Annotated in this window: 19 protein-coding genes; 10 read left to right on the forward strand and 9 right to left on the reverse strand. The window is 40.6% G+C overall.

The window, feature by feature from the left end:
* Window positions 1-67: 67 nt before the first annotated feature.
* The 4 genes from ACEQZT_RS00740 to ACEQZT_RS00755 form a co-directional block, all read right to left on the reverse strand.
* Entirely contained in the window at window positions 68-2515 is a 2448-nt protein-coding gene (locus tag ACEQZT_RS00740) for an ABC transporter permease (protein WP_370086267.1), read from the reverse strand.
* Window positions 2516-2636: 121 nt separating this feature from the next.
* Window positions 2637-4616: an OPT family oligopeptide transporter gene (locus ACEQZT_RS00745; protein WP_370086268.1), complete on the reverse strand. Its 1980-nt coding sequence runs from the start codon at window positions 4614-4616 to the stop codon at window positions 2637-2639.
* Window positions 4617-4731: 115 nt separating this feature from the next.
* A complete protein-coding gene (locus ACEQZT_RS00750) occupies window positions 4732-5640 on the reverse strand; it encodes a DUF4097 domain-containing protein (protein ID WP_370086269.1) in 909 nt (302 codons plus the stop codon).
* 48 nt (window positions 5641-5688) lie between these two features.
* Window positions 5689-7743: a carboxy terminal-processing peptidase gene (locus ACEQZT_RS00755; protein ID WP_370086270.1), complete on the reverse strand. Its 2055-nt coding sequence runs from the start codon at window positions 7741-7743 to the stop codon at window positions 5689-5691.
* A gap of 131 nt (window positions 7744-7874) precedes the next feature.
* Here ACEQZT_RS00755 and ACEQZT_RS00760 point away from each other — a divergent pair, with 131 nt between their 5' ends.
* From ACEQZT_RS00760 to ACEQZT_RS00780, 5 genes are all read left to right on the forward strand, one after another.
* On the forward strand, window positions 7875-8588 hold the full coding sequence (locus ACEQZT_RS00760; RefSeq protein ID WP_370086271.1) for a hypothetical protein: 714 nt from the start codon (window positions 7875-7877) through the stop codon (window positions 8586-8588).
* A 6-nt stretch (window positions 8589-8594) separates the two neighbouring features.
* A complete protein-coding gene (locus ACEQZT_RS00765) occupies window positions 8595-8888 on the forward strand; it encodes a hypothetical protein (protein ID WP_370086272.1) in 294 nt (97 codons plus the stop codon).
* Window positions 8889-8896: 8 nt separating this feature from the next.
* Entirely contained in the window at window positions 8897-9139 is a 243-nt protein-coding gene (locus tag ACEQZT_RS00770; protein WP_370086273.1) for a hypothetical protein, read from the forward strand.
* A gap of 6 nt (window positions 9140-9145) precedes the next feature.
* Window positions 9146-9397 (forward strand): hypothetical protein, encoded by a 252-nt coding sequence (locus ACEQZT_RS00775; RefSeq protein ID WP_370086274.1) that lies wholly within the window; start codon window positions 9146-9148, stop codon window positions 9395-9397.
* Between the two features lie 80 nt (window positions 9398-9477).
* Window positions 9478-9870 carry a VOC family protein gene (locus ACEQZT_RS00780; RefSeq protein ID WP_370086275.1) on the forward strand — a complete coding sequence of 131 codons (393 nt, stop codon included), beginning with the start codon at window positions 9478-9480 and terminating at the stop codon, window positions 9868-9870.
* A gap of 1 nt (window position 9871) precedes the next feature.
* Here the strand turns inward: ACEQZT_RS00780 and ACEQZT_RS00785 are convergent, their stop codons facing one another.
* Together ACEQZT_RS00785 and ACEQZT_RS00790 are read right to left on the reverse strand one after the other, a co-directional pair.
* Entirely contained in the window at window positions 9872-10213 is a 342-nt protein-coding gene (locus ACEQZT_RS00785) for a hypothetical protein (RefSeq protein ID WP_370086276.1), read from the reverse strand.
* Window positions 10210-10755 carry an RNA polymerase sigma factor gene (locus ACEQZT_RS00790; RefSeq protein ID WP_370086277.1) on the reverse strand — a complete coding sequence of 182 codons (546 nt, stop codon included), beginning with the start codon at window positions 10753-10755 and terminating at the stop codon, window positions 10210-10212. Before ACEQZT_RS00790 ends, ACEQZT_RS00785 begins: the two co-directional genes overlap by 4 nt.
* A 125-nt stretch (window positions 10756-10880) precedes the next feature.
* Here ACEQZT_RS00790 and ACEQZT_RS00795 point away from each other — a divergent pair, with 125 nt between their 5' ends.
* From ACEQZT_RS00795 to ACEQZT_RS00810, 4 genes are all read left to right on the forward strand, one after another.
* The gene (locus ACEQZT_RS00795; protein WP_370086278.1) at window positions 10881-11216 is read left to right on the forward strand and encodes a DUF6249 domain-containing protein; all 336 of its coding nucleotides are present in this window, start codon (window positions 10881-10883) and stop codon (window positions 11214-11216) included.
* A gap of 154 nt (window positions 11217-11370) precedes the next feature.
* Window positions 11371-11517: a hypothetical protein gene (locus tag ACEQZT_RS00800; RefSeq protein WP_370086279.1), complete on the forward strand. Its 147-nt coding sequence runs from the start codon at window positions 11371-11373 to the stop codon at window positions 11515-11517.
* A gap of 78 nt (window positions 11518-11595) precedes the next feature.
* A complete protein-coding gene (fbaA, locus tag ACEQZT_RS00805) occupies window positions 11596-12660 on the forward strand; it encodes a class II fructose-bisphosphate aldolase (RefSeq protein ID WP_370086280.1) in 1065 nt (354 codons plus the stop codon).
* A 3-nt stretch (window positions 12661-12663) separates the two neighbouring features.
* Window positions 12664-13551 carry a 3-hydroxybutyryl-CoA dehydrogenase gene (locus ACEQZT_RS00810; RefSeq protein ID WP_370086281.1) on the forward strand — a complete coding sequence of 296 codons (888 nt, stop codon included), beginning with the start codon at window positions 12664-12666 and terminating at the stop codon, window positions 13549-13551.
* A gap of 68 nt (window positions 13552-13619) precedes the next feature.
* Here the strand turns inward: ACEQZT_RS00810 and ACEQZT_RS00815 are convergent, their stop codons facing one another.
* The 3 genes from ACEQZT_RS00815 to ACEQZT_RS00825 form a co-directional block, all read right to left on the reverse strand.
* The gene (locus tag ACEQZT_RS00815) at window positions 13620-15953 is read right to left on the reverse strand and encodes a tail fiber domain-containing protein (protein WP_370086282.1); all 2334 of its coding nucleotides are present in this window, start codon (window positions 15951-15953) and stop codon (window positions 13620-13622) included.
* A gap of 129 nt (window positions 15954-16082) precedes the next feature.
* Window positions 16083-16796 carry a LytR/AlgR family response regulator transcription factor gene (locus tag ACEQZT_RS00820; protein ID WP_370086283.1) on the reverse strand — a complete coding sequence of 238 codons (714 nt, stop codon included), beginning with the start codon at window positions 16794-16796 and terminating at the stop codon, window positions 16083-16085.
* Window positions 16793-18547, reverse strand: coding sequence for a histidine kinase dimerization/phosphoacceptor domain -containing protein (locus ACEQZT_RS00825; RefSeq protein ID WP_370086284.1), 1755 nt, complete (start codon window positions 18545-18547; stop codon window positions 16793-16795). The genes ACEQZT_RS00820 and ACEQZT_RS00825 overlap by 4 nt, the downstream gene beginning before the upstream one ends.
* 135 nt (window positions 18548-18682) lie before the next feature.
* Between ACEQZT_RS00825 and ACEQZT_RS00830 the strand changes: the two genes are divergently transcribed.
* Window positions 18683-20851, forward strand: coding sequence for a S9 family peptidase (locus tag ACEQZT_RS00830; protein WP_370086286.1), 2169 nt, complete (start codon window positions 18683-18685; stop codon window positions 20849-20851).
* Window positions 20852-20857 lie beyond the last annotated feature (6 nt).

The raw sequence follows: 20857 nt of genomic DNA on the forward strand, positions 1-20857 counted from the left end.
TAGCAGGCCAAGAATGCAATTATTATAAAGGGTCACTCCTTCTAAAACCTTTCTCAAAAAGCAAGATTTATTCGTCCTTTAACGTGGTTGCAGGATTGATCAAAGCTGTGCTAATGGTTCTATGGCTTACCGTCAACGCAGCAATAATTAGGGTTGCTAAAAATGCAACAACAAAGAAGCCTACTCCAATATCAATCCTAAATTCATAGTCATTGAGCCATTGGTTAAGTATAAAATAGGCCACAGGTGCTGCAATCACAAAGGCGAGTATTACTAGTGCAAATACCTCTTTAGTAAACTTCCCGATGATACCTAAAATGGAGGCACCTAACACTTTTCGGATGCCCACCTCTTTGGTTCTGTTGGCTGAGATGAAAGCGATGAGTCCATATAAGCCAAGACACCCAATAATGATAGATACTGCAGAGAAGGTGGTCATTAGGGTAGCTATACTTTGCTCCTGCTCATAGTTCTCTGCGAGCTCTTCATCATAAAACTGCCAATCAAGGACAAACTCAGGGTACACCTTTTCCCATACATCTTCAAAATGTGTAATGGCTGTTTTTACATTGGCACCATCACGGGTCTTAAATGCTACTTCATAGTAAATGTCTGGATCCCTGAGGAGCATCACATACTGAAATCCTTCACTCAAGTCACGAGAGTGAAAATCTCTCATTACCCCTATTACTTTAAGGTTGTACCCTCGCCATCCGGAAGTCAATCGTTCACCAATTGCGCCAGCATAATCATCCTTGAAACCCATCAGATCAGCTATTTGCTGATTTATCACTACATAGTTACTACTATCAGATTTTTGGATATTTCTTCCGGCCAATAGCTCCAAGCCATAAAGATTCATATACTCCTCGTCAGCACACTTAAAGCTTGCATTAAAATCTTCTTCAATATCCAGCGGAGGATAGTTGAAATTGGAATGCGAATTGGAATTCCCTGTTGGAGAGCTCAGTGCGAAAGTGATGTTTTGAATCGTAGGATCTTCCAGCATCAACGTTTTAAATCTGGCATTCTTCACCTCATCTCTTTCTGGTAGATAGCTCTTCACAATCGCCTCTTTTTCAAAGCCCAGGTCTTTATTGATAAAATATTTCATCTGAGCAGAAATAATCACCGTTCCGATAATCAGAAACTGGGAAATGGTAAACTGAGTGATCACCAGAGCCTTTCTTAGATTCAACCCTCCGGAGTGATTTTTGGCGGTAATCTTACTCTTCAATGCCATCACTGTATTCATGCTACTAAGCAACACGGATGGATAGAAGCCAGACAAGAAGCTGACCAAAACAAGCAGCACTAAAAGAAATCCAATTGTTCCAAAACCATTAAACAAATCCAGACTCAAACGAGTCCCGATTACATCTTCGAGCTGAACAAAAAGAAACTCTGCTATGGCAAGTGAGCAAAATAATGAAACCAGAGTTATCAAAGTGATTTCGGTGAAGAACTGAATAACCAACTGAGTTGAATACCCACCGATGGCTTTTCTAATTCCAATTTCTTTTGACCTGTTTGCTGCCTGAGCAGTAGCTAAATTCACAAAATTGATACAGGCGGTCAGCACAAGAAAGATAGCGATGATAGCCAATGCTTTGATGAGCTCCGGAGAGGTAGCGTACACATAGTTTCCATACTCATCCTCAAAATGAATCTCTGACAAAGGCTGTGTCACGAACCTTCTTCTTTCCGAGGCGCCTTCCTCATAATGCTTATCTACAAAACCCAAAAGCTTATTGTCAAACTCTTCAGGTTGGAAGCCATCTCCCACTAAGACATAGGTATTCGTGCTGGAGCTGGTGGAGTTCCACTGTGTACCGTCACCAAAGTACGGGTTTTGAACTTTTTGAGAATAGTAATCTAATAGAATGGTGAATTTAAAATTGGTAGATTCTGGCGGATCAGCTATGACGCCCACTATTTTATAGTCTTGTAAATTCCCAACGTTGATTGTCTCGCCTACCGCCTGACCTTCCTCACCCTCACTCAATCCAAAAAACTTTCTACTTTCAGAAGCTGAAATGACCACTGTGTTGGGCTCGGTTAAGGCAGTCTTCTTGTCACCAGCTAAAAATTCAACAGTAAATACTTCGAAGAACTCAGGATCAACATAGGCCACTCCCTCCTCCAGTAGGAACTTCTTAATATTCGTACCCTCTTTGACGTTGATTTGGTTACTCCACACATAATGAGTTCGCACCACTTTTCTGATATCAGGAAAATCCTCTCTCAAAGCAGGGCCAACAGGATGCGGTGTACCCGATCCTTTACTCACCTCCCCCGCTCGTATCCCCTGACCTACTATTCGGTAGATATTATCATAATTCTCCTGATGTTTATCAAAGCTATTTTCAAAGTCAATCACTTTGAATATGACCAATGCACAGCCTATTCCGAGTGCAAGCCCTAGTACATTTAGGATACCATAAACTTTGTTCCTCGAAAGGTTTCTAAGTGCGGTTTTGAGATAATTCTTTAGCATGGATAGTTCGGTTTTCATACGGAGATGAATGAAAATCATGCCAGACTATCTAAGTGCTTGATATACAAAAAAATACACCTGACTTCATTTGTAAATGTGAAGCCAGGTGTACACTAATTTCGTTCGTTATTGAACAGATCTATTCTTCCTCTTTGGAAACTTTAATTACTGTTTTGTAGATATAATAAATGATACCTATAAAGATCAAAAGACCTGGCACACTAGAAGCACTATCAAAGACTCTAAGTGAATTAGGATCTCCTCCTGACTTCATAATACCAACTGTCAACCCGGCACCCAGAATTCCCATCAAAGCCTCTCCTGTAATTAATCCTGAAGCCAATAACAATCCAGAGTTATTTCCACGCTCTACATTTTTATTACCCTTAGTAGCTTTCGTTAAGAAATAAGCCAAAAGACCACCAACAAAAATGGAAGAATCCAATTCGAAAGGTAGATATAGTCCAACTGCAACAGCAAGAACCGGCATTCTGAATTCTGAACCTTTTGATTTTAAATACTGATCAATCAAGATAATTGCGACAGCAATACCAGCCCCTACATAAATTATGTTCCAAGGCAATCCTCCTCCAAAAATTCCTTGCGCAACGCTCATCATCAATGTAGCTTGTGGTGCTGCTAAAGCTTCTGGTTGTTCAGGGGTTGGTGCACCAATTCCATTCCCAATTAGGAGAATATTTAAAACGATTGGAATCACTAATGCTCCTGCTACCACTCCTACAACCTGCATAATCTGCTGTTTGTATGGAGTAGCTCCTAAGACATGTCCAGCTTTTAGATCTTGCATATTATCACCTGCAATAGCTGCTGCACAACATACAACAGCCCCTATCAAAATAGCTCCAGCAGCACCAGCTAGTTCATTTCCTGTTCCCATTAAAGTAAGAAGCAAAATTGAAGCAAATAAAATAGTGGCTATTGTTACACCCGATATAGGGTTATTTGAACTCCCAACTAATCCAGCCATATATCCAGCAACAGCAGCAAACAAGAAACCTGCTACTACCATAATCAACGTCATAGTAAGCGTGATGGTCACATCACCGATAGCAGACAGATATATCATGAAAATTGGAACAACCAACACACCAATGCCTATCATAACCCATGACATAGGTGTATCCATCTCTGTTCTAATCATGTCCTTCATAGATGTTCCACCAGACTTAAAAGCCTGAACACCGGCTTTGAAGGCTGTTCCCAAGGAGCCGGCCAGGCTCATTAGTGCCCAAAGTCCACCTACTACCATAGCTCCCACTCCGAGATATCTCATTTTCGCACTCCAAAGTGCGCCACCAATATTGTCGGCATTTACATCACTCACACTTGTAAATTTTCCTAAAGCCACAAGCTCAGCAGCCACTGCATCAAACCCTTCTGAGCCTATGTAAATAGGCATCCCTATCCACCACGTGATTACGCCTCCCAAAAACACAAGAAAGGCAATATTTAAACCAACAATATATCCAACTGCAACTAATGCTGGTGATAGATTAAGACTGAAATAGCCATAAAACTTTTGTCCAATCATTGTGGCTTTCTCAAACAATCCAGTCCAAAGATTAAGTGTTGAATCCGCCAATTTGAAGAGTGCTCCAATGATTGAACCATATACTAGATATTTAACAGATTTTCCTCCCTCTTCTCCAGTTTTCAAAACCTCCGCTGTTGCAACACCCTCTGGAAACTTCAGATTCTCCTCCACAATTAAGGCTTTTCTTAGTGGTATTGTAAATAATATACCTAAAACACCACCGCACATAGCAATTGCCATCGTTTCGAAATAGTTGAATTCTTCCCAATAGCCCATAATCACAAGGGCTGGAATGGTGAAGATCACACCGGCAGCAAGTGACTCTCCAGCAGAGGCAGCCGTTTGCACCAGGTTGTTTTCTAGAATATTTGAATTTTTAAACACTTTCAATAGTGCCATTGAGATCACGGCAGCCGGAATAGACGCAGATACAGTTAGTCCCGCAAATAATCCAAAGTAGGCATTTGCCGCTGAAAGTACGATGGATAAAATGGCGCCTAAGAGTACAGCTTTGACGGTAATCTCAGGCAAGCTGGTATTTGAATCAATGTATGGTTTTTCCATAAGATAGGTTTTGAGTTAGGTTATCGTTTCGATCATCGACAAAAATGTCTATTTGTGTTGGATTAAACAAAAAAGGGTGACCATTGGCCACCCTTACTCATTTTTTAGGATTTTCCTATTCATATTCCTGATCGCCACTGGATGTGGTGCCAGTCACCTTTATACCTCCTCGATCAATCACTAGTCTCTTTTCACCAGATCGATTTCCAACTTCCAGATCACCTGAAGTAGCTGTCAGGTCAAAACTGAGATCTTCCAGATCGTTTACAAAATCAATCTCAACATTTCCTGAAGTTGCATCAAAGTAAGCGTTAGCGGTAAGTTCGATTCCATAGCCATCTATTTCGCCGGAAGTGGTTCTTGCTTTGATTGCCCCTACTCCTTTTCGAATTTCAATATCACCGGAAGTGGCCTGAACTTCAATCTTTCCCTCAAAGCCGGAGATGGTAATGTCTCCCGAGCTTGCTCTTGTCTCGATGTTTCCCTTCGAGTTAAAAATTTCCTGATCTCCGCTAGTCGATTCTATCTCAGAATCTCCTATCAAGCCATCAATACTAATGTCTCCACTAGAGGTTTCTACATTAAGATTAGCTACAATACTTTTCAGAGTTATATCTCCACTTGTCGCTTCAATTTTGGACTCACTTGCTCGCAAATTGGCCACAAATACGTCCCCAGAAGAGTTGTCAATATCCAGCTTTACACCATCAGTAATGGTGATATCCATTCTGGATTCTGTGATACGATAATTTCTCCAGCTTCTGTTTGTCTTACGATCCACTCGAATAACTAATGTCTTTCCAACGATCTCTGTTTCGAAGCTATAGTCACCTTCCTCTCCACTTCCAGTAATCTCACCCTTGAAATACACTCGATCCCCGGTGTTTACATACACATCTACAAAGGAACCTTCTACCTTAACTTCATCCACATTTTCAGCCGCTAACTCAGCTTTAGCAAGTGTGTTTTGAGCCAGGGAAGGAAACGAGACAATAATGGTGAGAACAACAATTAACTTCTTCATGATTTAAGTTGGTTTTATTTAAAGATGAAGGATTTGCAAAATGGTTGCCTACCCTACTTTAAATTTCTTCATTGCAACCAAAAGCCTGAGTCCCTCTTTGAGATAAGGATCGTTTTTTAGCTTTTCATCGATATCATCTACATCAGTTACTTCACTATCATCTACGGTAGTTGATAATTCATCTTCGTCATTATTTGTAGCTGCTCTGCGCTCTTCGAAGTTGAGAGATACGGATTTTCTGTTTCGGTTCTCCTTAGCCTTCTCTATGTCACGCACTAGTTTTTGAAGGTCCGGGTCTGAGTTTAAATCTGATCGGTAAAGCGCATTCAAATGATCCAGCAACTCCTCTGAAATGCTGTTGGTAGGCTTAAACTTAGCTCCAGCAATTTCATCCCAAGGCAAAGCATTGGGTCTGCTGGCTTCACCAAAATCCGCCTGATCGTAGATGGATGGAAACTGAACATCTGGAGCAATACCAACTCGCTGGTTGCTGCTTCCCGTCACCCGATAAAATTTAGCGAGCGTCATTTTGATCTGACCAAGGTTAAGCTCCGGATTGCGTATATATCTGCTCAGATCAATCACATTTTGGACAGTTCCTTTCCCAAACGTACTCTCTCCGATGATCACACCTCTTCGATAATCCTGAATGGCCCCAGAGAAAATTTCAGATGCTGAAGCACTTCCTCTATTCACCATTACAGCGAGCGGTCCGTCGTAAAAAACTTCTCCTCCATCTTCATCATCCATTTTATCTACAGTCTGATCATAGTTTCTCACCTGAACCACCGGACCATCAGGAATAAAAAGCCCGCTCAATTCGATGGCTTCTTGTAATGAGCCACCCCCATTGAATCGTAGGTCAAGCATCAGTCCATCCATGCCTTGATCCTCTAGCTCCCTGATCAATTTTTTTACGTCTCGTGTGGTGCTTCGGTAATCCTCCTTGCCCGCTCTCAACTCTTCAAAGTTTAAGTAAAAGCTTGGGATCGTAATTACTCCAAGATTATAAGTTGTGCTGCCTTCCGAGATTGGAATCATCTCAGCTTTGGCGGCTTGTTGTTCCAGGTTTATTTTATCTCTAACCAGTCGAAGCGTATCGGGTAGAGCATTTATTCCATCGGATGCTTTCAAAATTTGTAGTCTTACAACTGACCCTTTTGGCCCTCTGATTTTTGAAACCACATCATCCAGTCTCCATCCTATCACATCCAAGAATTCACCGTCATCTCCTTGGGCTACACCAATGATCTTGTCATCTTTTTGAAGAAGCTTGCTCTTGTATGCCGGCCCTCCAGGAATGATTTCGGCAACCTGAGTGTAATCCAGATTTTGCATCAATCTCGCTCCAATTCCCTCCAAAGAAAGCCCCATATCAATCTGAAAATTTTCTGCATCTACTGGTGAGAAATAATCAGTATGAGGATCATATGCGCTAGTGTATGCATTCATATAGCTCTGGAAAACATCCTCGCTATTGTATTGATAAATGGCCTTTTGGATTCGCTGATATCTTTTTGTCAGGCTTTCAGAAATATCATCCCATTCACGTCCTGCTAGTTTGTAGCTGAGCGCCTGATTTTTAATAATCTTCCTCCAAACTTCGTTTTGCTCCGCCTGATCTTTAGGCCAGTTCGCGTCTTCACGATCAAAGGTGTATGTTTCTTCTTTTGAAAAATCGAACTCAGTCTCAAGCAAGGTAAATACATAGTCTATCTGTGTAAGTGCTCGCTTTCTATATACATCGAACACATCGTAAGCAAACTGGAGCTCTCCTTCCGGGATTTGATTGTCCAGCTCATATCTGTACTTTTCAAATGATGCCACATCATCAGCAAAGAAGTATGCTTTATTGGGATCAAGTGATTCAAAATAGTTGTCGAAGATGACTGATGAAATGGAATCCGATAATTGTAATTTTCGATAGTGGATTCTCTTCAAAAGATTCGTGATCACATAGGCCTCACTTGGATGCTCCTCCTTTGGTGTCAGGACTTTGAGGGTATCTCCATCAAAAAATGATTGGAATTCATTTCGATACTCCGTGGAAACCCCAAAAGAAGTGAGCAATACAAACCCGGCGATCAACAGCAACTTATTCATGTGTGTAAATTTTAGACGTATTCTTTCAACGCAATATTCAAAAGATTGATTTTAAAAATAGGTGATTTTTTGTGAGCGGTTCAAAGAGTGCGCCAAAACCAGTATTTTTAATAAAAATTAACTTTTTAAAAGTGAGAGATATTTTGAAATATGCACTGCCATGGATTGTTCTCATAGCTGTCTCCTTTTTATTCAATTTTCTTGGATGGGATTTTGGCAATGGAGGTGTTGGGCTCTTAATTGCAGTAGGCGCAATTTACTATTTCAATTTAGACAATCCTCACCCGGCTTTCAAGAAAGCGACAATCATCACCTTATTTGTGTGGCTCATCTCGCTTCAGCTAAGAAGAGAGCTTGCGGAAATCGGCAATTGGTTACCTGCACTAGCGGCCGCAAGTTTTGTCTTTGTTTACTTTCAAAGATTTAGAGCGCGGGAAGATAAGCATTGGGTAGACTACTTGAAGTTGATTGGTGTAATTGGACTTCTGCCAGCTACCTATTTTGAAGCAGACCTCACTGGACTTATTGCCAGTTTTCTCGCATTTATTTACCTACTAGACAGACTTATAATTCGAAGACAAATGAATAAAACAGCACAAATCATCACCTTTTGCACAATGGGGCTCATATGCATTACTTTTTTAGTTTTCTCCTTCATCAAGGCCAGTGAAGCTGAAAAACAACGTGCGATGGCTGAAATTGCACAACAAGAAGCCATGCAAAGAAAGGATGAAGCCATTAGACTACAACAGATAGCAGAAGAAGCGGCTGCCGAAGCTAGGATGCAAGCCGCAATGGCCAATCAAATCAGAACAGAACTAGAAGCATGCAAACAATCAAAATAAAAAGCAATGAGCAGCCCTTTTAAAATTGATCATTCGAAACTGACAAAACAAGAACAACGATCAATCACCTTTATCTTGGCTGTCTCAGTATTGATTTCGCTCACTTTTATGATTTATGCTTTCATGAAAGTCAATCAGCTGGAAGATACCCAGAATGAATTGAAAGTTGCGAAAACAGAAATTGAGCGTTTGAACGATCAGGCAGTAATATTCAAGGAGCAAGCCATGGCTGCTGCTGCCGAAGCATTGAAAGTTCAAACAGAAGCCGCGAGAGCACTCAAAGAATGTGAATCAAAATGAACCCAACTATGAATAGGAACATTGTAATTGGAATTCTAATTTTTCTCTTTGCCTTTGCAATGGTCTATGCAAAGATCAAAGCCAATGAGGCAGAGAATTGTTATACTCAGCTACAGCTAGCCAGAGAAGAAGCTGAGAAACTGAGAAATGAAGCCCAGATGATGCAAGAAAGAGCACTAGAAGCAGCCGCTGAGGCTGTCTTACAAATGAAACGAGCTGAAGAAGCCCTGGCAGATTGTCAATCAAAATAGGAACATATGAAAAAGAACATTTTAATTATTATCCTGATTTTTATCGTCGCATGTACGATGCTTTTTGCTTTTATTAAAGCCAGTGAGGCTGAGAAAGAGGCCATGGCAGCTCAAGAAGAAAGAAGTCGATCCATAGAACTGCAAAAAGAAGCTGAAAGACAAAGAGAATTGGCACTTGATGCAGCGGCAGAAGCCAAAAGGCAGCAAACATTGGCCGAACAAGCCATGGCCATGTACATGGAATGCAAAAACAAGTAGCTCATCCTTTCAGGTGATTTTTACTTTTATTTTTTGACCCTCTCATTTTCTCCCTTTATTTGATCTCAAACACTACGATTATGAAAAAGCGAGTAACAGGAATAGGTGGCATCTTTTTCAAAACAGAAGATCCGGAAAAAATGAAAGACTGGTATAGAAATCACCTTGGTATTGAGTCAGACCAGTATGGTGGATTGTTTAAATGGAGGGATCACGATGACAAAGAGAAAGTTTGCACTACCGCGTGGAGTCCTTTTAGCAAAAACACAGAATACTTTGGCCCCAGCCAAAAAGAATACATGTTTAATTATCGGGTAGAAAACCTGGTAGAACTTCTTGACACATTGAGAAAAGAAGGTGTGGAGGTAGTCGGTGAAATAGAAGAGTACGAATACGGAAAGTTTGGTTGGATCATGGACCCAGAGGGTAGAAAGATTGAGCTTTGGGAACCAATCGATGCTCCTTTCCTATAGACTATGCGTGAAACATCTTATCCTTAACTAGCCGCTTATCCAGATACTGAATCACTAAGACAAGCAGACCAACCAAAACAGCTATCGGAATCAACTGTGAAGTCCAAGAGGCCATGTTTCCAAAGTTTTGTAATGCTTCAGGTATAAAGTATGCGATCGTGCCATAGCCAAAACCAAAAATTATAAGCGTACCAAAAGTCATCCATAGATACAGCCTTCGTTGATTGGCTTTCTCTTTTTTTCTAATGGTTAGAACCACCTTGTCTTTAAAATCTTTTCTCAACTGAAATGTAGGTTCCATTTTAAGAGCCTCATCAATCAGTTTTTCTATTCGTTCTTTCATAGCAATGCTACCTCCTTTCTTGCTTGTTCTTCTACTATTGTTTTTAGCTTTTGTCTTGCTCTGTGAATGTAGTTTTTCACTGTCCCTTCCGGCATCCCTGTCACCTCCACTATCTCCGGATAGCTAAACCCATCCAGATAAAACAATGTCAATACCGTTTTATAATTAAGTGGCAACATATCCACCAGTTTTAATATGAACTGCTTCATATCCTGATCGCTTGTCACATCTTCTGTAGCGCTCTCCTTAAACTGAACCTCATCCAAATCTACCTGATCCAATTTTTTCTTCTTTGCAAAGTTTACCGCCATTCTGTAGGCTATGGTCGCTATCCATGTAGAAAGCTTAGAATCAAAATGAAATGTACTCAGCTTATCGATCACTTTCACAAACACGTCCTGACAAAGTTCCTCCCTATCCATGTCATCAGCCACAACTCTGGCCACCATATGAACAACGAGCCGCTCATATTTACTTATCAGCAGTCGAATAGCCGAATCACTTCCACTTAATACTTGCCTTACCAGTTGTTTTTCATCCATGGATACTTATATGTCAGGAAGTAAGCCCTAGATGTTGCATTCAAAAAAATATTTTTTTAGAGTGCAACATTCTTGAATCAACTCCTTGTCATACGAGAAAATGTTCAACTAAAAATTATACAATTATGCATGATTTAATACCAATGATTGCCATTATATCCGTATTCGGATCGGTGATACTCTTTGTATCCACACTTACAAACTACTCATTAAAAAAGAAGCTAATTGATAAAGACATGGTAAACCCTGAAACAGCAAATCTTTTCAAGAAACAAGACAACAAACAGAGCGCACTAAAGTGGGGTCTGATCGTTCTCTTCGGTGGTTTAGGTCTTATCATCATTGACTCTATGGGGCTAGACGGTGATGAAGCAATGCCTTATGGAATTGAAGCCGTATGTATTTCAATTGGCTTCCTGATCTACTATGCAATGATGAAAAAAGAAATGGACGACAAGTAATGCAAGGATTATGGCGCAACTCAAAGGTCAAAAAACTCAAAATCAGTGTGTTGCGTCATTTTTTTTCGTCTAAGAAATACCCACATTCGTCCACAAACCGTCATTTTTTAAAACCTTTTTAAACCATTGGCCCCAAAGGTGTGTCCAAGAAGTCATGAAGTGGAAAATCCTAATCAAACTTCTTTACCTGGTCATCCTTTTCGCTGTAGCTGCCTACAAGTGGGATAAGGAATCTCAATTGATTGATTCCGATCCTAAAATTGAACCAACCACAATCCAGCAGGCCTACCACGAAGCATAACCACATCGTTTTCATTCCATCGGCGACAAGTTATATTTGCGGAATAAAATTCTGTCATAACTCTCAAAATTTTAACCGATGAAATTCAGACCTGGTGTACTTACCGGACAGGAGGTTACAGACCTTCTCAACTATGCCAACGAAAATGACTTTGCACTACCTGCAGTCAATGTAACAAGCTCAAGTACTGTTAATGCTGTACTGGAGGCAGCCAGAGATATAAATTCACCTGTGATGATCCAATTTTCCAATGGTGGAGCTGCATTCATGGCTGGCAAAGGTCTTTCTAACGATGGTCAGGCCGCAGCAATTGCCGGAGGTATTGCTGGTGCACACCACGTACATCAGTTGGCTGAAGCTTATGGTGTGACTGTGATCCTTCATACCGATCATGCTGCTAGAAAACTTCTTCCATGGATTGACGGCCTTTTGGATGCAGGTGAAAAGCATTTTGCTCAAACTGGAAAGCCTCTTTACTCCTCTCACATGCTAGATCTTTCCGAAGAGCCAATTGAAGACAACATTGCTACTTGTGTAGAATACTTCAAGCGAATGGATAAGATGGGGATGACCCTTGAGATAGAGCTTGGAGTAACCGGTGGTGAAGAAGACGGTGTAGATAATACAGGCATAGATAACTCGATGCTATACACTCAGCCTGAGGAGGTAGCGTATGCATACGAGAAATTGAAAGAAGTAAGTGACAACTTCACCATAGCAGCAGCATTCGGAAACGTTCATGGTGTATACAAACCTGGGAATGTGAAGCTTACACCTATCATCTTGAAAAACTCTCAAGATCACATTCAGGAAAAACACAACACAGGCAAGAACCCTGTAAACTTCGTATTCCACGGTGGTTCCGGTTCCTCACGTGATGAAATCAGAGAAGCGATCTCATATGGAGCCATTAAAATGAACATCGACACAGACCTTCAATGGGCATACTGGGATGGAGTGAAAAACTACTATCAGGCTAAAGAAGGATATCTGCAGGGGCAAATTGGAAATCCTGAGGGTGATGACAAACCAAACAAAAAGAACTACGATCCCCGTGTTTGGATCAGAGAGGCAGAAAAATCATTCGTAGATCGATTGAAAATTGCTTTTGAAGACTTGAATTGTGTAGGAAAGAACGCTTAATAAATGAAGAATATATCAGTAATTGGAAGCGGTACTATGGGTAATGGTATCGCGCACGTGTTTGCCCAAAGTGGCTATAAAGTAGCTCTAATTGATATCAATGAAGCGGCATTGGAAAAGGCATTAGATACCATCTCCAAGAATCTGGACCGGATGGTTCAGAAAGAGAAAATAACTGAAGCAGATAAAGAAGCGGCTTTAAAAAATATAACCACCTTTACTTCTACTGAAGAAGGTGTGAAACAAGCTGATCTTGTGGTGGAAGCCGCAACTGAGAATTTCGATATCAAAAAGAAGATTTTTGAATCGATGGATGCGCATGCTCCTACGAGTGCTATTCTATCTACTAATACTTCATCCATATCCATCACCAAAATTGCAGCTGCAACCAAGCGGCCTGACAAGGTCATAGGTATGCACTTCATGAATCCTGTACCAGTAATGAAGCTGATTGAGGTTATCAGAGGGTATGCTACTTCTGATGAGACAACAGCTACCATCATGGAGATGAGTAAAAATCTTGGAAAGGTTCCTGTTGAGGTAAATGATTATCCGGGTTTTGTAGCAAACAGAATCCTCATGCCAATGATCAACGAAGCGATCATCACTTTACATGAAGGAGTGGCAGGTGTAGAGGAAATCGACACGGTGATGAAGCTTGGTATGGCTCACCCGATGGGTCCCCTTCATTTAGCTGACTTCATTGGACTGGATGTATGCCTTTCAATCATGAATGTATTGTACGAAGGCTTTGGAAATCCGAAATATGCTCCATGTCCCCTATTGGTCAACATGGTGACTGCTGGATACCTTGGTGCCAAAACTGGTGAAGGATTTTACAAATACACCCCTGGATCGAAAGACCTGGTTGTAAGTGAGATGTTTAAGTAAGAAAAAAGCCCCTTGAACGATTCAAGGGGCTACTACTAGGTTGCTATCAGATGTAGCAATTTGGTGAGTTATTCAATAAGCATCTTTTTAGTACTAACCACCTCCCCATTGGCGATCAGCGCATATGTGAAGATGCCAGTTCCCAGCTCAAGTTTGTTTAAGATCATTTGGTGTGTGCCACCCCTAAGATCTTTGATCTCCTTCACCTTTCTTCCCTGCAGATCAAATACTATAAGTCGGGCTGATCCATTGAAATCATTGGGCAATTCATAGCGAATGGTTGTCTCAGTGCTGGTAGGATTCGGATAATTCTGATTCAGACCAAACCCTTCTGAATGGGTGTCCAGGTCAAGCACATCCGAAGAGATATCTTCCACATCACCTTTCGCTCCAGCTAATTGACTCTTCAAGTTTTCTACTTCCATTGATAGCTCCTTGATCGCCTCGACAAGAATAGGAATGACCGCTGTATAATTCACTGCCAGCACGCCATCTTCATCTGCTCGGATGGCCTCCGGGAAAATCTCTTTCAGATCCTGTGCTATGAAGCCTACTTGTGTGCCAGTAGGAAGTCGGGTAGAGTTACTCTCACCCGATGCTGCTTTACCATCCTGCTTGTATTCATACGATCTTCCCTCCATTTGATTGACCAGCTGCAGAGGCGAATTGATGGACTTGATATTTTTCTTTAGTCTTCTGTCTGAAGGTAAATACGTACCGGTGGTATACACATCGCCATTGACATATAATGTGTAAGCATTTTGTTGCGCGGCGGTGGTGACTGCTCCAATAGCTACATGCTTTTTTTGAAAGTCACCATAAATAAGACTCCAAATGTTTTCAATTCGCAATTTGTAATTTTCTGTCTCATTGAATCCACTTGACGGACCAATGAAGACATTGCGTGAACCGGTGGCATTGAAACCTGCACTTGTTCCAACAATGGTATTGTATTCTCCTGTCTCATTATTGTATGCTGCTCTGGTTCCAATGATCACATTGCCGTCCCCTCTTTGATGTTTATTTGCAGCCTCGGCTCCAATGATTGTTGTATAACTATTATTGGTTAACTGCCCGGAATACTTTCCAACGAATGTATTTAATCCGCCTTGATTGTTTTGCCCAGATAATGATCCGATATAAGTGTTACCTCCACTATTACTGTTTTTACCGGCATTATAACCTACGAATGTATTTGTGCTTGATGTGGCGTCTTTACCTGCAAACGTTCCTACATAGGTATTTTGAAACTCATCAGTATTAGCTGAACCACTTTGAGCACCAACAAACGTATTGCCGCTCCCAGTATCATTCAGTTGCCCTGTGTAGCTTCCAATGAAGGTGTTTTCAGATCCATCAGTATTTGAAGCAGCCACTCCATGTCCTATAAATGTATTTTCACTTCCTGTGGTATTTTCAAATCCGGATCGTGAACCCAGAAATACATTTGCTCCGCCTCTACTATTGTTAATTCCTGAATTATGTCCAATGAATATATTGTGGCTTGCACCATTAATATTGCCTGCTTTGTGTCCTAAAAAAATATTATAATTTCCACCATCGTGACCCCTACCTGCTGACTCTCCTACAAATACGTTATATGACCCATTGGTATTGGTAAAACCGGCATCCTTACCAATAAATGTATTTCTGTTACCACTGGAGTTATTTTCACCTGCATGAGACCCCACCATTGTATTTGCAAAAGAGTTGTTCGATGCGCCAGAAAATGCACCTATGAAGGTGTTCCCGCCGGTACTTCTATTAGCAAAACCTGAATTAAACCCAATAAAGACATTTTCAGCTCCAATGGTATTCATTTCACCTGCTGATTTTCCGAGAAAACTATTCTTGGAGCCCATACTATTGTTTCTGCCTGAAAAACTTCCAACAAACGTATTTTCACTGGCATCTATATTGGACTCACCGGCAGAAGAGCCTAAGAATGTATTATGCCCGCCCACAGTATTACTAGTTCCAGAAAAGTGACCAACGAAAGTATTAAAGCCACTGACTGTACTTGCTTGTCCAGCTTGTAGACCAACATAAACATTACCCAGCCCGCTGGTATTTGACGCTCCTGCTGAAGACCCAATGAATACATTGCCTGATTGGGTATTGTTTTCACCGGTCTTTTCTCCGATGAACACATTATCAAATGCATTCATTGAGACACCACTACGGAAACCAAAAAGAATATTTCTTGACCCGGTAGTTATCTGAACCCCCGCGTCATTGCCAAGTATAACATTTTGACTTCCTGTAGTGATTGACATACCCGCGCATAGTCCGCTGAGGATGTTTCCTTGTGGGTCAAACTCAAAATCATCTATACAATTCTTTTGTGCCAGGACCAAAAAAGGAATCAGACTTAGAAAGATGAGTATCTTGATTTTTTTCATGTGATTAAGGATTTGATTTTCACATGAATCTACTTTGTCATTTCACTCGCTTTGAAAAAAACAAGTGAACTACATCATTCAGCAAGTGAATGCACTTCTTTTTCAAGTAAGTTTTTTCAAGTAAGTGATTTAGATATTCAGAAACTTTAGGAGTGATTCCTTGTAAGCTTTCCCAATTGGGATTTCCTGTTTATCAATCAAAATAGTATCTGTGGTGATTTTGGTGATATGAGATGCCGATACTATAAATGAGCGATGAACCCTGATGAAATCTGCGGGAAGTTTTTGATCAAATTCCTTCAAAAGGAGATTTACTACGTACTCATTATCATTCAGGTAAACTTTACAATAAGTGTCATATGCTCGTATCCATCTAATTTCAGCAAATTTTAACTGGATAAGTCCTGATCCATCTTTTACAAAGATCGAATCATTCTGACTATTTGCCTTCACTGGAACAACGATAGAATTGGTATGATTATGTAAAGCCAGCTCAATGGTGTTACGCAAATCATCATCTTTAAAAGGTTTTGAGACATATCCATATGGATTAATAGTAAGCGCCTTTTTAAAAGTATGAAGATCCGAATGAGCGGTTAGAAAAACTACTGGCACCCGCCAACGTACCATGATCTCTTCGGCTAGCTCAATACCCTCATCGCTACCCTTCAGGTTAATATCCATCAAAACAAGATCAGGACATTTTCCATCAAGCAATTCTATTGCTTTGCTTGGATATGGAGCTATCCCCATCACCTGGTAACCCAAAGTCACCAATCTCATTTCAATATCGAGTGCAATAGCTGCCTCGTCTTCTACTATTAAAATTTCATAATTTTTCATTGAGGTTTAAATGAAATCTGATAACTAGTTCCCTCACTCTTCAATTTACTAATCATCCCATTCATTTGATTCACAAGTGAGTGAACCAGCTTTAAACCAATCGAGGTATTTGTTTCACTATTTTCAAAACCGCATCCATTGTCGCTAATCTTTAATATATAGATATCATCACTAGTTTCTCCGCTTACTTCAATCACTGGATTATCCGTCTTATCAAATGCATATTTCAGACTATTGGTCACAAGTTCGTTTACAATCAGGCCACAAGGTATCAATTGATCCAGATCTAAGTTCACCTCCTCAATTTTCGTTTTGAACGTCACTTCATTAGCTGCATATGATGTTGAGAAATGTGAAATCAAGTCCTTCAGGTATGTATTAAAGTTTATTTCCTTGAGGGTTTCAGATTGATAAAGTTTCTCATGAATAGTTGAAATGGCGTGTATCCTGTCCTGACTAATTTTCAAAAGATCTTCCGGTTTGCGATCTCCTTTTGTCCGATCCTGCAGGCTCAGCAAGCTTTCAATGATCTGAAGATTATTCTTAACCCTGTGATGGATTTCCTTTAATAGGAGTGCTTTTTCTTCGTCACTTTTTTTCTTCAGCTTGTATCGATTATGGAGTGTAAATACCAGTACTAAGAATAGGACTGTCCCTCCTATCAGAAGTATCAAAAAAAAACGTTGTTGCTTAATTCTAGCATCTTTCAGTTCATTAGATGTATTCAGAAGAGCAATATCATCCTCTTTTTGCTGCGTTTCATATGCAACCTTGAGCTCTTCTATTTGCTTCAACTTCTCGTTCTGGAAGATACTATCCTTTAGCAATTGATATTCTTTTAAGGTCGAAAATGCTTTCCGATAGTCTCCTAAAGACTCGTAAACTCTGCTGAGTATTTCCAGGGTGTATTTTTTCTCATTAGATAATGATAGTTCTTCAGCAATCGATATAGAAAGAAGGGCATTTTGCTCAGCTTTCTTAAAGTTTCCAATCATAAGATTAGTTTCAGCGAGGTTGGTATGAATAACGCAAAGTGCTGCCTGATGCCCCAACTTTTCAAATACTACTTTTGCTTTTTCAAATGCCTCAAGACCCTCCTGAAATTTTCTCAAAGAGACATAAGCGGTCCCTATGTTCATGTCAATATTTGCGACACCCTCTTCAAATCCCAAATTAACCATTGCCTTCCTTGCTTCCTGATAATTTTCGATTTCAGAAGTCACATCTCCTAAAATACCTTTAACAAGACCAATATTCTGCAAGGCATTAGCAGCCTCTAATTCATCTCCTTCTTCCAAAGCCACATCATAACATTTCCCAAAATATTCAGCGGCTTTATCCAAGTCATTTAGATAGTAAAAATTGATTGCTTGTCCATTTAAAGCCTTCATGAGGGGACCCTTATCTGACAATTTTTTACCCTCTTCGATAGCTTCAAAGCTGATCACAACTGAAGTATCATAATTACCAAGAAAGTTATGAGCAGTAGCTATTCGGTGAAGTGCAGATGCCCTAAGCTCGTTATATCCATGTTGATTGATTACGTTAAAAGCGCGGGTGGCAGTGTGAAGAGAACTATCGGGATTTACTTGACGCAATTCATCCGACATAGCCATTAGTATTTTGACATAGACTTGTGATGATGGGTCTTCATTACCAAGTTTTTCTTCCAATGAATCTAATGCTAAAGGTGATTGTGCTTTAAGAAAAATAGCCCATAAGAAGAAAGAAAAATAGAGGTAGATTTTCATCAATTCACAATTAGGTTGGTTTAAATGTAGGAACATTTTCCAAAATTGATTTATCTACGAATGGTACCGATCATGTAATGCAATTAGGATAAATTCGCATGTATTTGGAACTTAACCAGCCTAAAACTCACTCAAATGAAAAACATTCAATCATTCATTTTGCTTGCAGTATTCATCCTGCTTGCAGCATGTACCAATCAAACAACTGAAGAAAAACCTATGAGACCTGATGCACCAGTTGCAGCGAAGGCTGATACCATTTTGAAAGAACATGGACAAACCAGAGTAGATCCATACTTCTGGATGCGTTTGACCGATGATCAAAAAAGAGCGGAAACGCCAGACAATCATACCCAGCAAGTACTAGACTACCTGAATGCAGAGAATGATTACACCAAAACGGTAATGTCTCACACAGAAGATCTCCAGCAAAAACTATATGATGAAATCGTAGGCAGAATCAAGCAGACAGATGAATCTGTCCCATACCTGTCGAATGGATACTGGTATTACACCAGATATGAAGAAGGCGGTGAGTACCCAATCTACTGCCGTAAAAAAGGAACCCTGGATGCTAAGGAAGAAATCCTAATCAACGTAAATGAACTGGCAGAGGGATATGATTATTATGCAGCAGGAGGATTAAATGTAAGCCCTGATAATAAAATTCTAGCATTCGCTGAGGACACGCTAAGCCGAAGAATCTACACCATCAGATTTAAGAATCTCGAAACTGGTGAGATGATTGACGATCAAATTGAAAATACTACCGGAGGTGGAGCATGGGCAAACGACAACAAGACCTTTTTTTACACTTCTAAAAACAAGGTATCTCTCCTTTCTGAAAAAATCTATCGTCACGAGTTGGGATCTCAACCGGAGACCGATGTGATGGTTTATCACGAGAAAGACCCTTCTTTTTATATAGGTGTATACAAATCCAAATCTGATGATTATGTAATCATCTGGAACAGCAGCACACTTGTGAGTGACTATCATATTCTTGACGCGAATAATCCTCGCGGAGATTTCCAGCAATTCATCCCTAGAGATGAGAAAGCTCATGAGTATAGCATCGCTCACTTCGAAGACAAATTCTACATCGTGACAAACTGGGATGCCACTAATTTCCGCCTAATGGAAACTCCAGCCAATGCAACGGGCAAGGAGAATTGGAAGGAAGTGATCGCTCATAGAGAAGATGTCCTGCTTGAAGGTATTGAGCTGTTCAACAATTTCATGGTGGTAGATGAGCGCAAAAATGGCTTAAGCAACTTGCGCATAATCAACCAAACCTCAGGAGATGAGCACTATTTGGATTTTGGTGAGCCAGCATACAATGCCTATATCTCAACCAATGCTGAGTTCAACACGAATATTCTTCGCTTCGGATACACGTCTATGACTACTCCTAATTCCACGTTTGACTATAACATGGACACGAAGGAAAAAACACTAATGAAGCAGCAAGAAGTAGTTGGTGGGCACAACCCTGAAGACTATGTGACAGAGCGCCTTTGGGCCACCGCACGTGATGGTGTGAAGATTCCGATATCCATTGTCTACAAGAAAGGATTTAAGAAAAATGGAAAAGGCCCTCTCCTACAGTATGGGTATGGATCATACGGTGCTACGATTGATGCGAGCTTCAGTTCGGTGAGGTTGAGCCTGCTTGATAGAGGCTTTGCTTTTGCAATAGCACACATCCGTGGTGGACAGATGATGGGACGCCAATGGTATGAAGATGGTAAAATGTTCAAAAAGATGAACACATTCAATGACTTCATTGATTGTTCAAAATTCCTGATAGAGGAAAAGTATACTTCTGCTGAGCATCTTTATGCACAGGGAGGCAGTGCAGGAGGCTTGCTTATGGGTGCGGTTGTCAATCTTGCTCCCGAACTTTACAATGGAGTACTTGCAGCGGTTCCTTTTGTGGATGTAGTATCAACCATGTGGGACGAAAGCATTCCACTAACCACTAATGAGTTTGACGAGTGGGGTAATCCTAAAGAACTGGAGTCGTATGAATATATGATGTCCTATTCACCATATGATCAGGTGTCTAACCAAGACTATCCAAATATGCTCGTAACCACTGGCTTATTTGACTCGCAAGTGCAATACTGGGAACCAGCAAAATGGGTAGCCAAGCTTCGGGACATGAAGACAGATCAAAATCTGTTGATTTTGGATACTGATATGGAAGCTGGTCATGGAGGAGCTTCGGGTAGATTTAAGCGCTACAAAACAACAGCACTCCAATACGCATTTTTGCTGGATTTGGAAGGTATTGCAGAGTAATTCAGC

This window comes from Ekhidna sp. (assembly GCF_964218185.1).
Taxonomy (GTDB): domain Bacteria; phylum Bacteroidota; class Bacteroidia; order Cytophagales; family Cyclobacteriaceae; genus Ekhidna.

Excerpts from the sequence above, each read along its gene's own strand:
- ACEQZT_RS00820 (WP_370086283.1), bottom strand. The coding sequence starts at position 16,796 with ATGAAAAATTATGAAATTTTAATAGTAGAAGACGAGGCAGCTATTGCA.
- ACEQZT_RS00770 (WP_370086273.1), top strand. The coding sequence starts at position 8,897 with ATGAATAGGAACATTGTAATTGGAATTCTAATTTTTCTCTTTGCCTTT.
- ACEQZT_RS00830 (WP_370086286.1), top strand. The coding sequence starts at position 18,683 with ATGAAAAACATTCAATCATTCATTTTGCTTGCAGTATTCATCCTGCTT.
- ACEQZT_RS00825 (WP_370086284.1), bottom strand. The coding sequence starts at position 18,547 with ATGAAAATCTACCTCTATTTTTCTTTCTTCTTATGGGCTATTTTTCTT.
- ACEQZT_RS00780 (WP_370086275.1), top strand. The coding sequence starts at position 9,478 with ATGAAAAAGCGAGTAACAGGAATAGGTGGCATCTTTTTCAAAACAGAA.
- ACEQZT_RS00810 (WP_370086281.1), top strand. The coding sequence starts at position 12,664 with ATGAAGAATATATCAGTAATTGGAAGCGGTACTATGGGTAATGGTATC.
- ACEQZT_RS00790 (WP_370086277.1), bottom strand. The coding sequence starts at position 10,755 with ATGGATGAAAAACAACTGGTAAGGCAAGTATTAAGTGGAAGTGATTCG.
- ACEQZT_RS00795 (WP_370086278.1), top strand. The coding sequence starts at position 10,881 with ATGCATGATTTAATACCAATGATTGCCATTATATCCGTATTCGGATCG.
- ACEQZT_RS00785 (WP_370086276.1), bottom strand. The coding sequence starts at position 10,213 with ATGAAAGAACGAATAGAAAAACTGATTGATGAGGCTCTTAAAATGGAA.
- ACEQZT_RS00775 (WP_370086274.1), top strand. The coding sequence starts at position 9,146 with ATGAAAAAGAACATTTTAATTATTATCCTGATTTTTATCGTCGCATGT.
- ACEQZT_RS00800 (WP_370086279.1), top strand. The coding sequence starts at position 11,371 with ATGAAGTGGAAAATCCTAATCAAACTTCTTTACCTGGTCATCCTTTTC.
- ACEQZT_RS00750 (WP_370086269.1), bottom strand. The coding sequence starts at position 5,640 with ATGAAGAAGTTAATTGTTGTTCTCACCATTATTGTCTCGTTTCCTTCC.
- ACEQZT_RS00740 (WP_370086267.1), bottom strand. The coding sequence starts at position 2,515 with ATGAAAACCGAACTATCCATGCTAAAGAATTATCTCAAAACCGCACTT.
- ACEQZT_RS00755 (WP_370086270.1), bottom strand. The coding sequence starts at position 7,743 with ATGAATAAGTTGCTGTTGATCGCCGGGTTTGTATTGCTCACTTCTTTT.
- fbaA (WP_370086280.1), top strand. The coding sequence starts at position 11,596 with ATGAAATTCAGACCTGGTGTACTTACCGGACAGGAGGTTACAGACCTT.
- ACEQZT_RS00815 (WP_370086282.1), bottom strand. The coding sequence starts at position 15,953 with ATGAAAAAAATCAAGATACTCATCTTTCTAAGTCTGATTCCTTTTTTG.
- ACEQZT_RS00765 (WP_370086272.1), top strand. The coding sequence starts at position 8,595 with ATGAGCAGCCCTTTTAAAATTGATCATTCGAAACTGACAAAACAAGAA.
- ACEQZT_RS00745 (WP_370086268.1), bottom strand. The coding sequence starts at position 4,616 with ATGGAAAAACCATACATTGATTCAAATACCAGCTTGCCTGAGATTACC.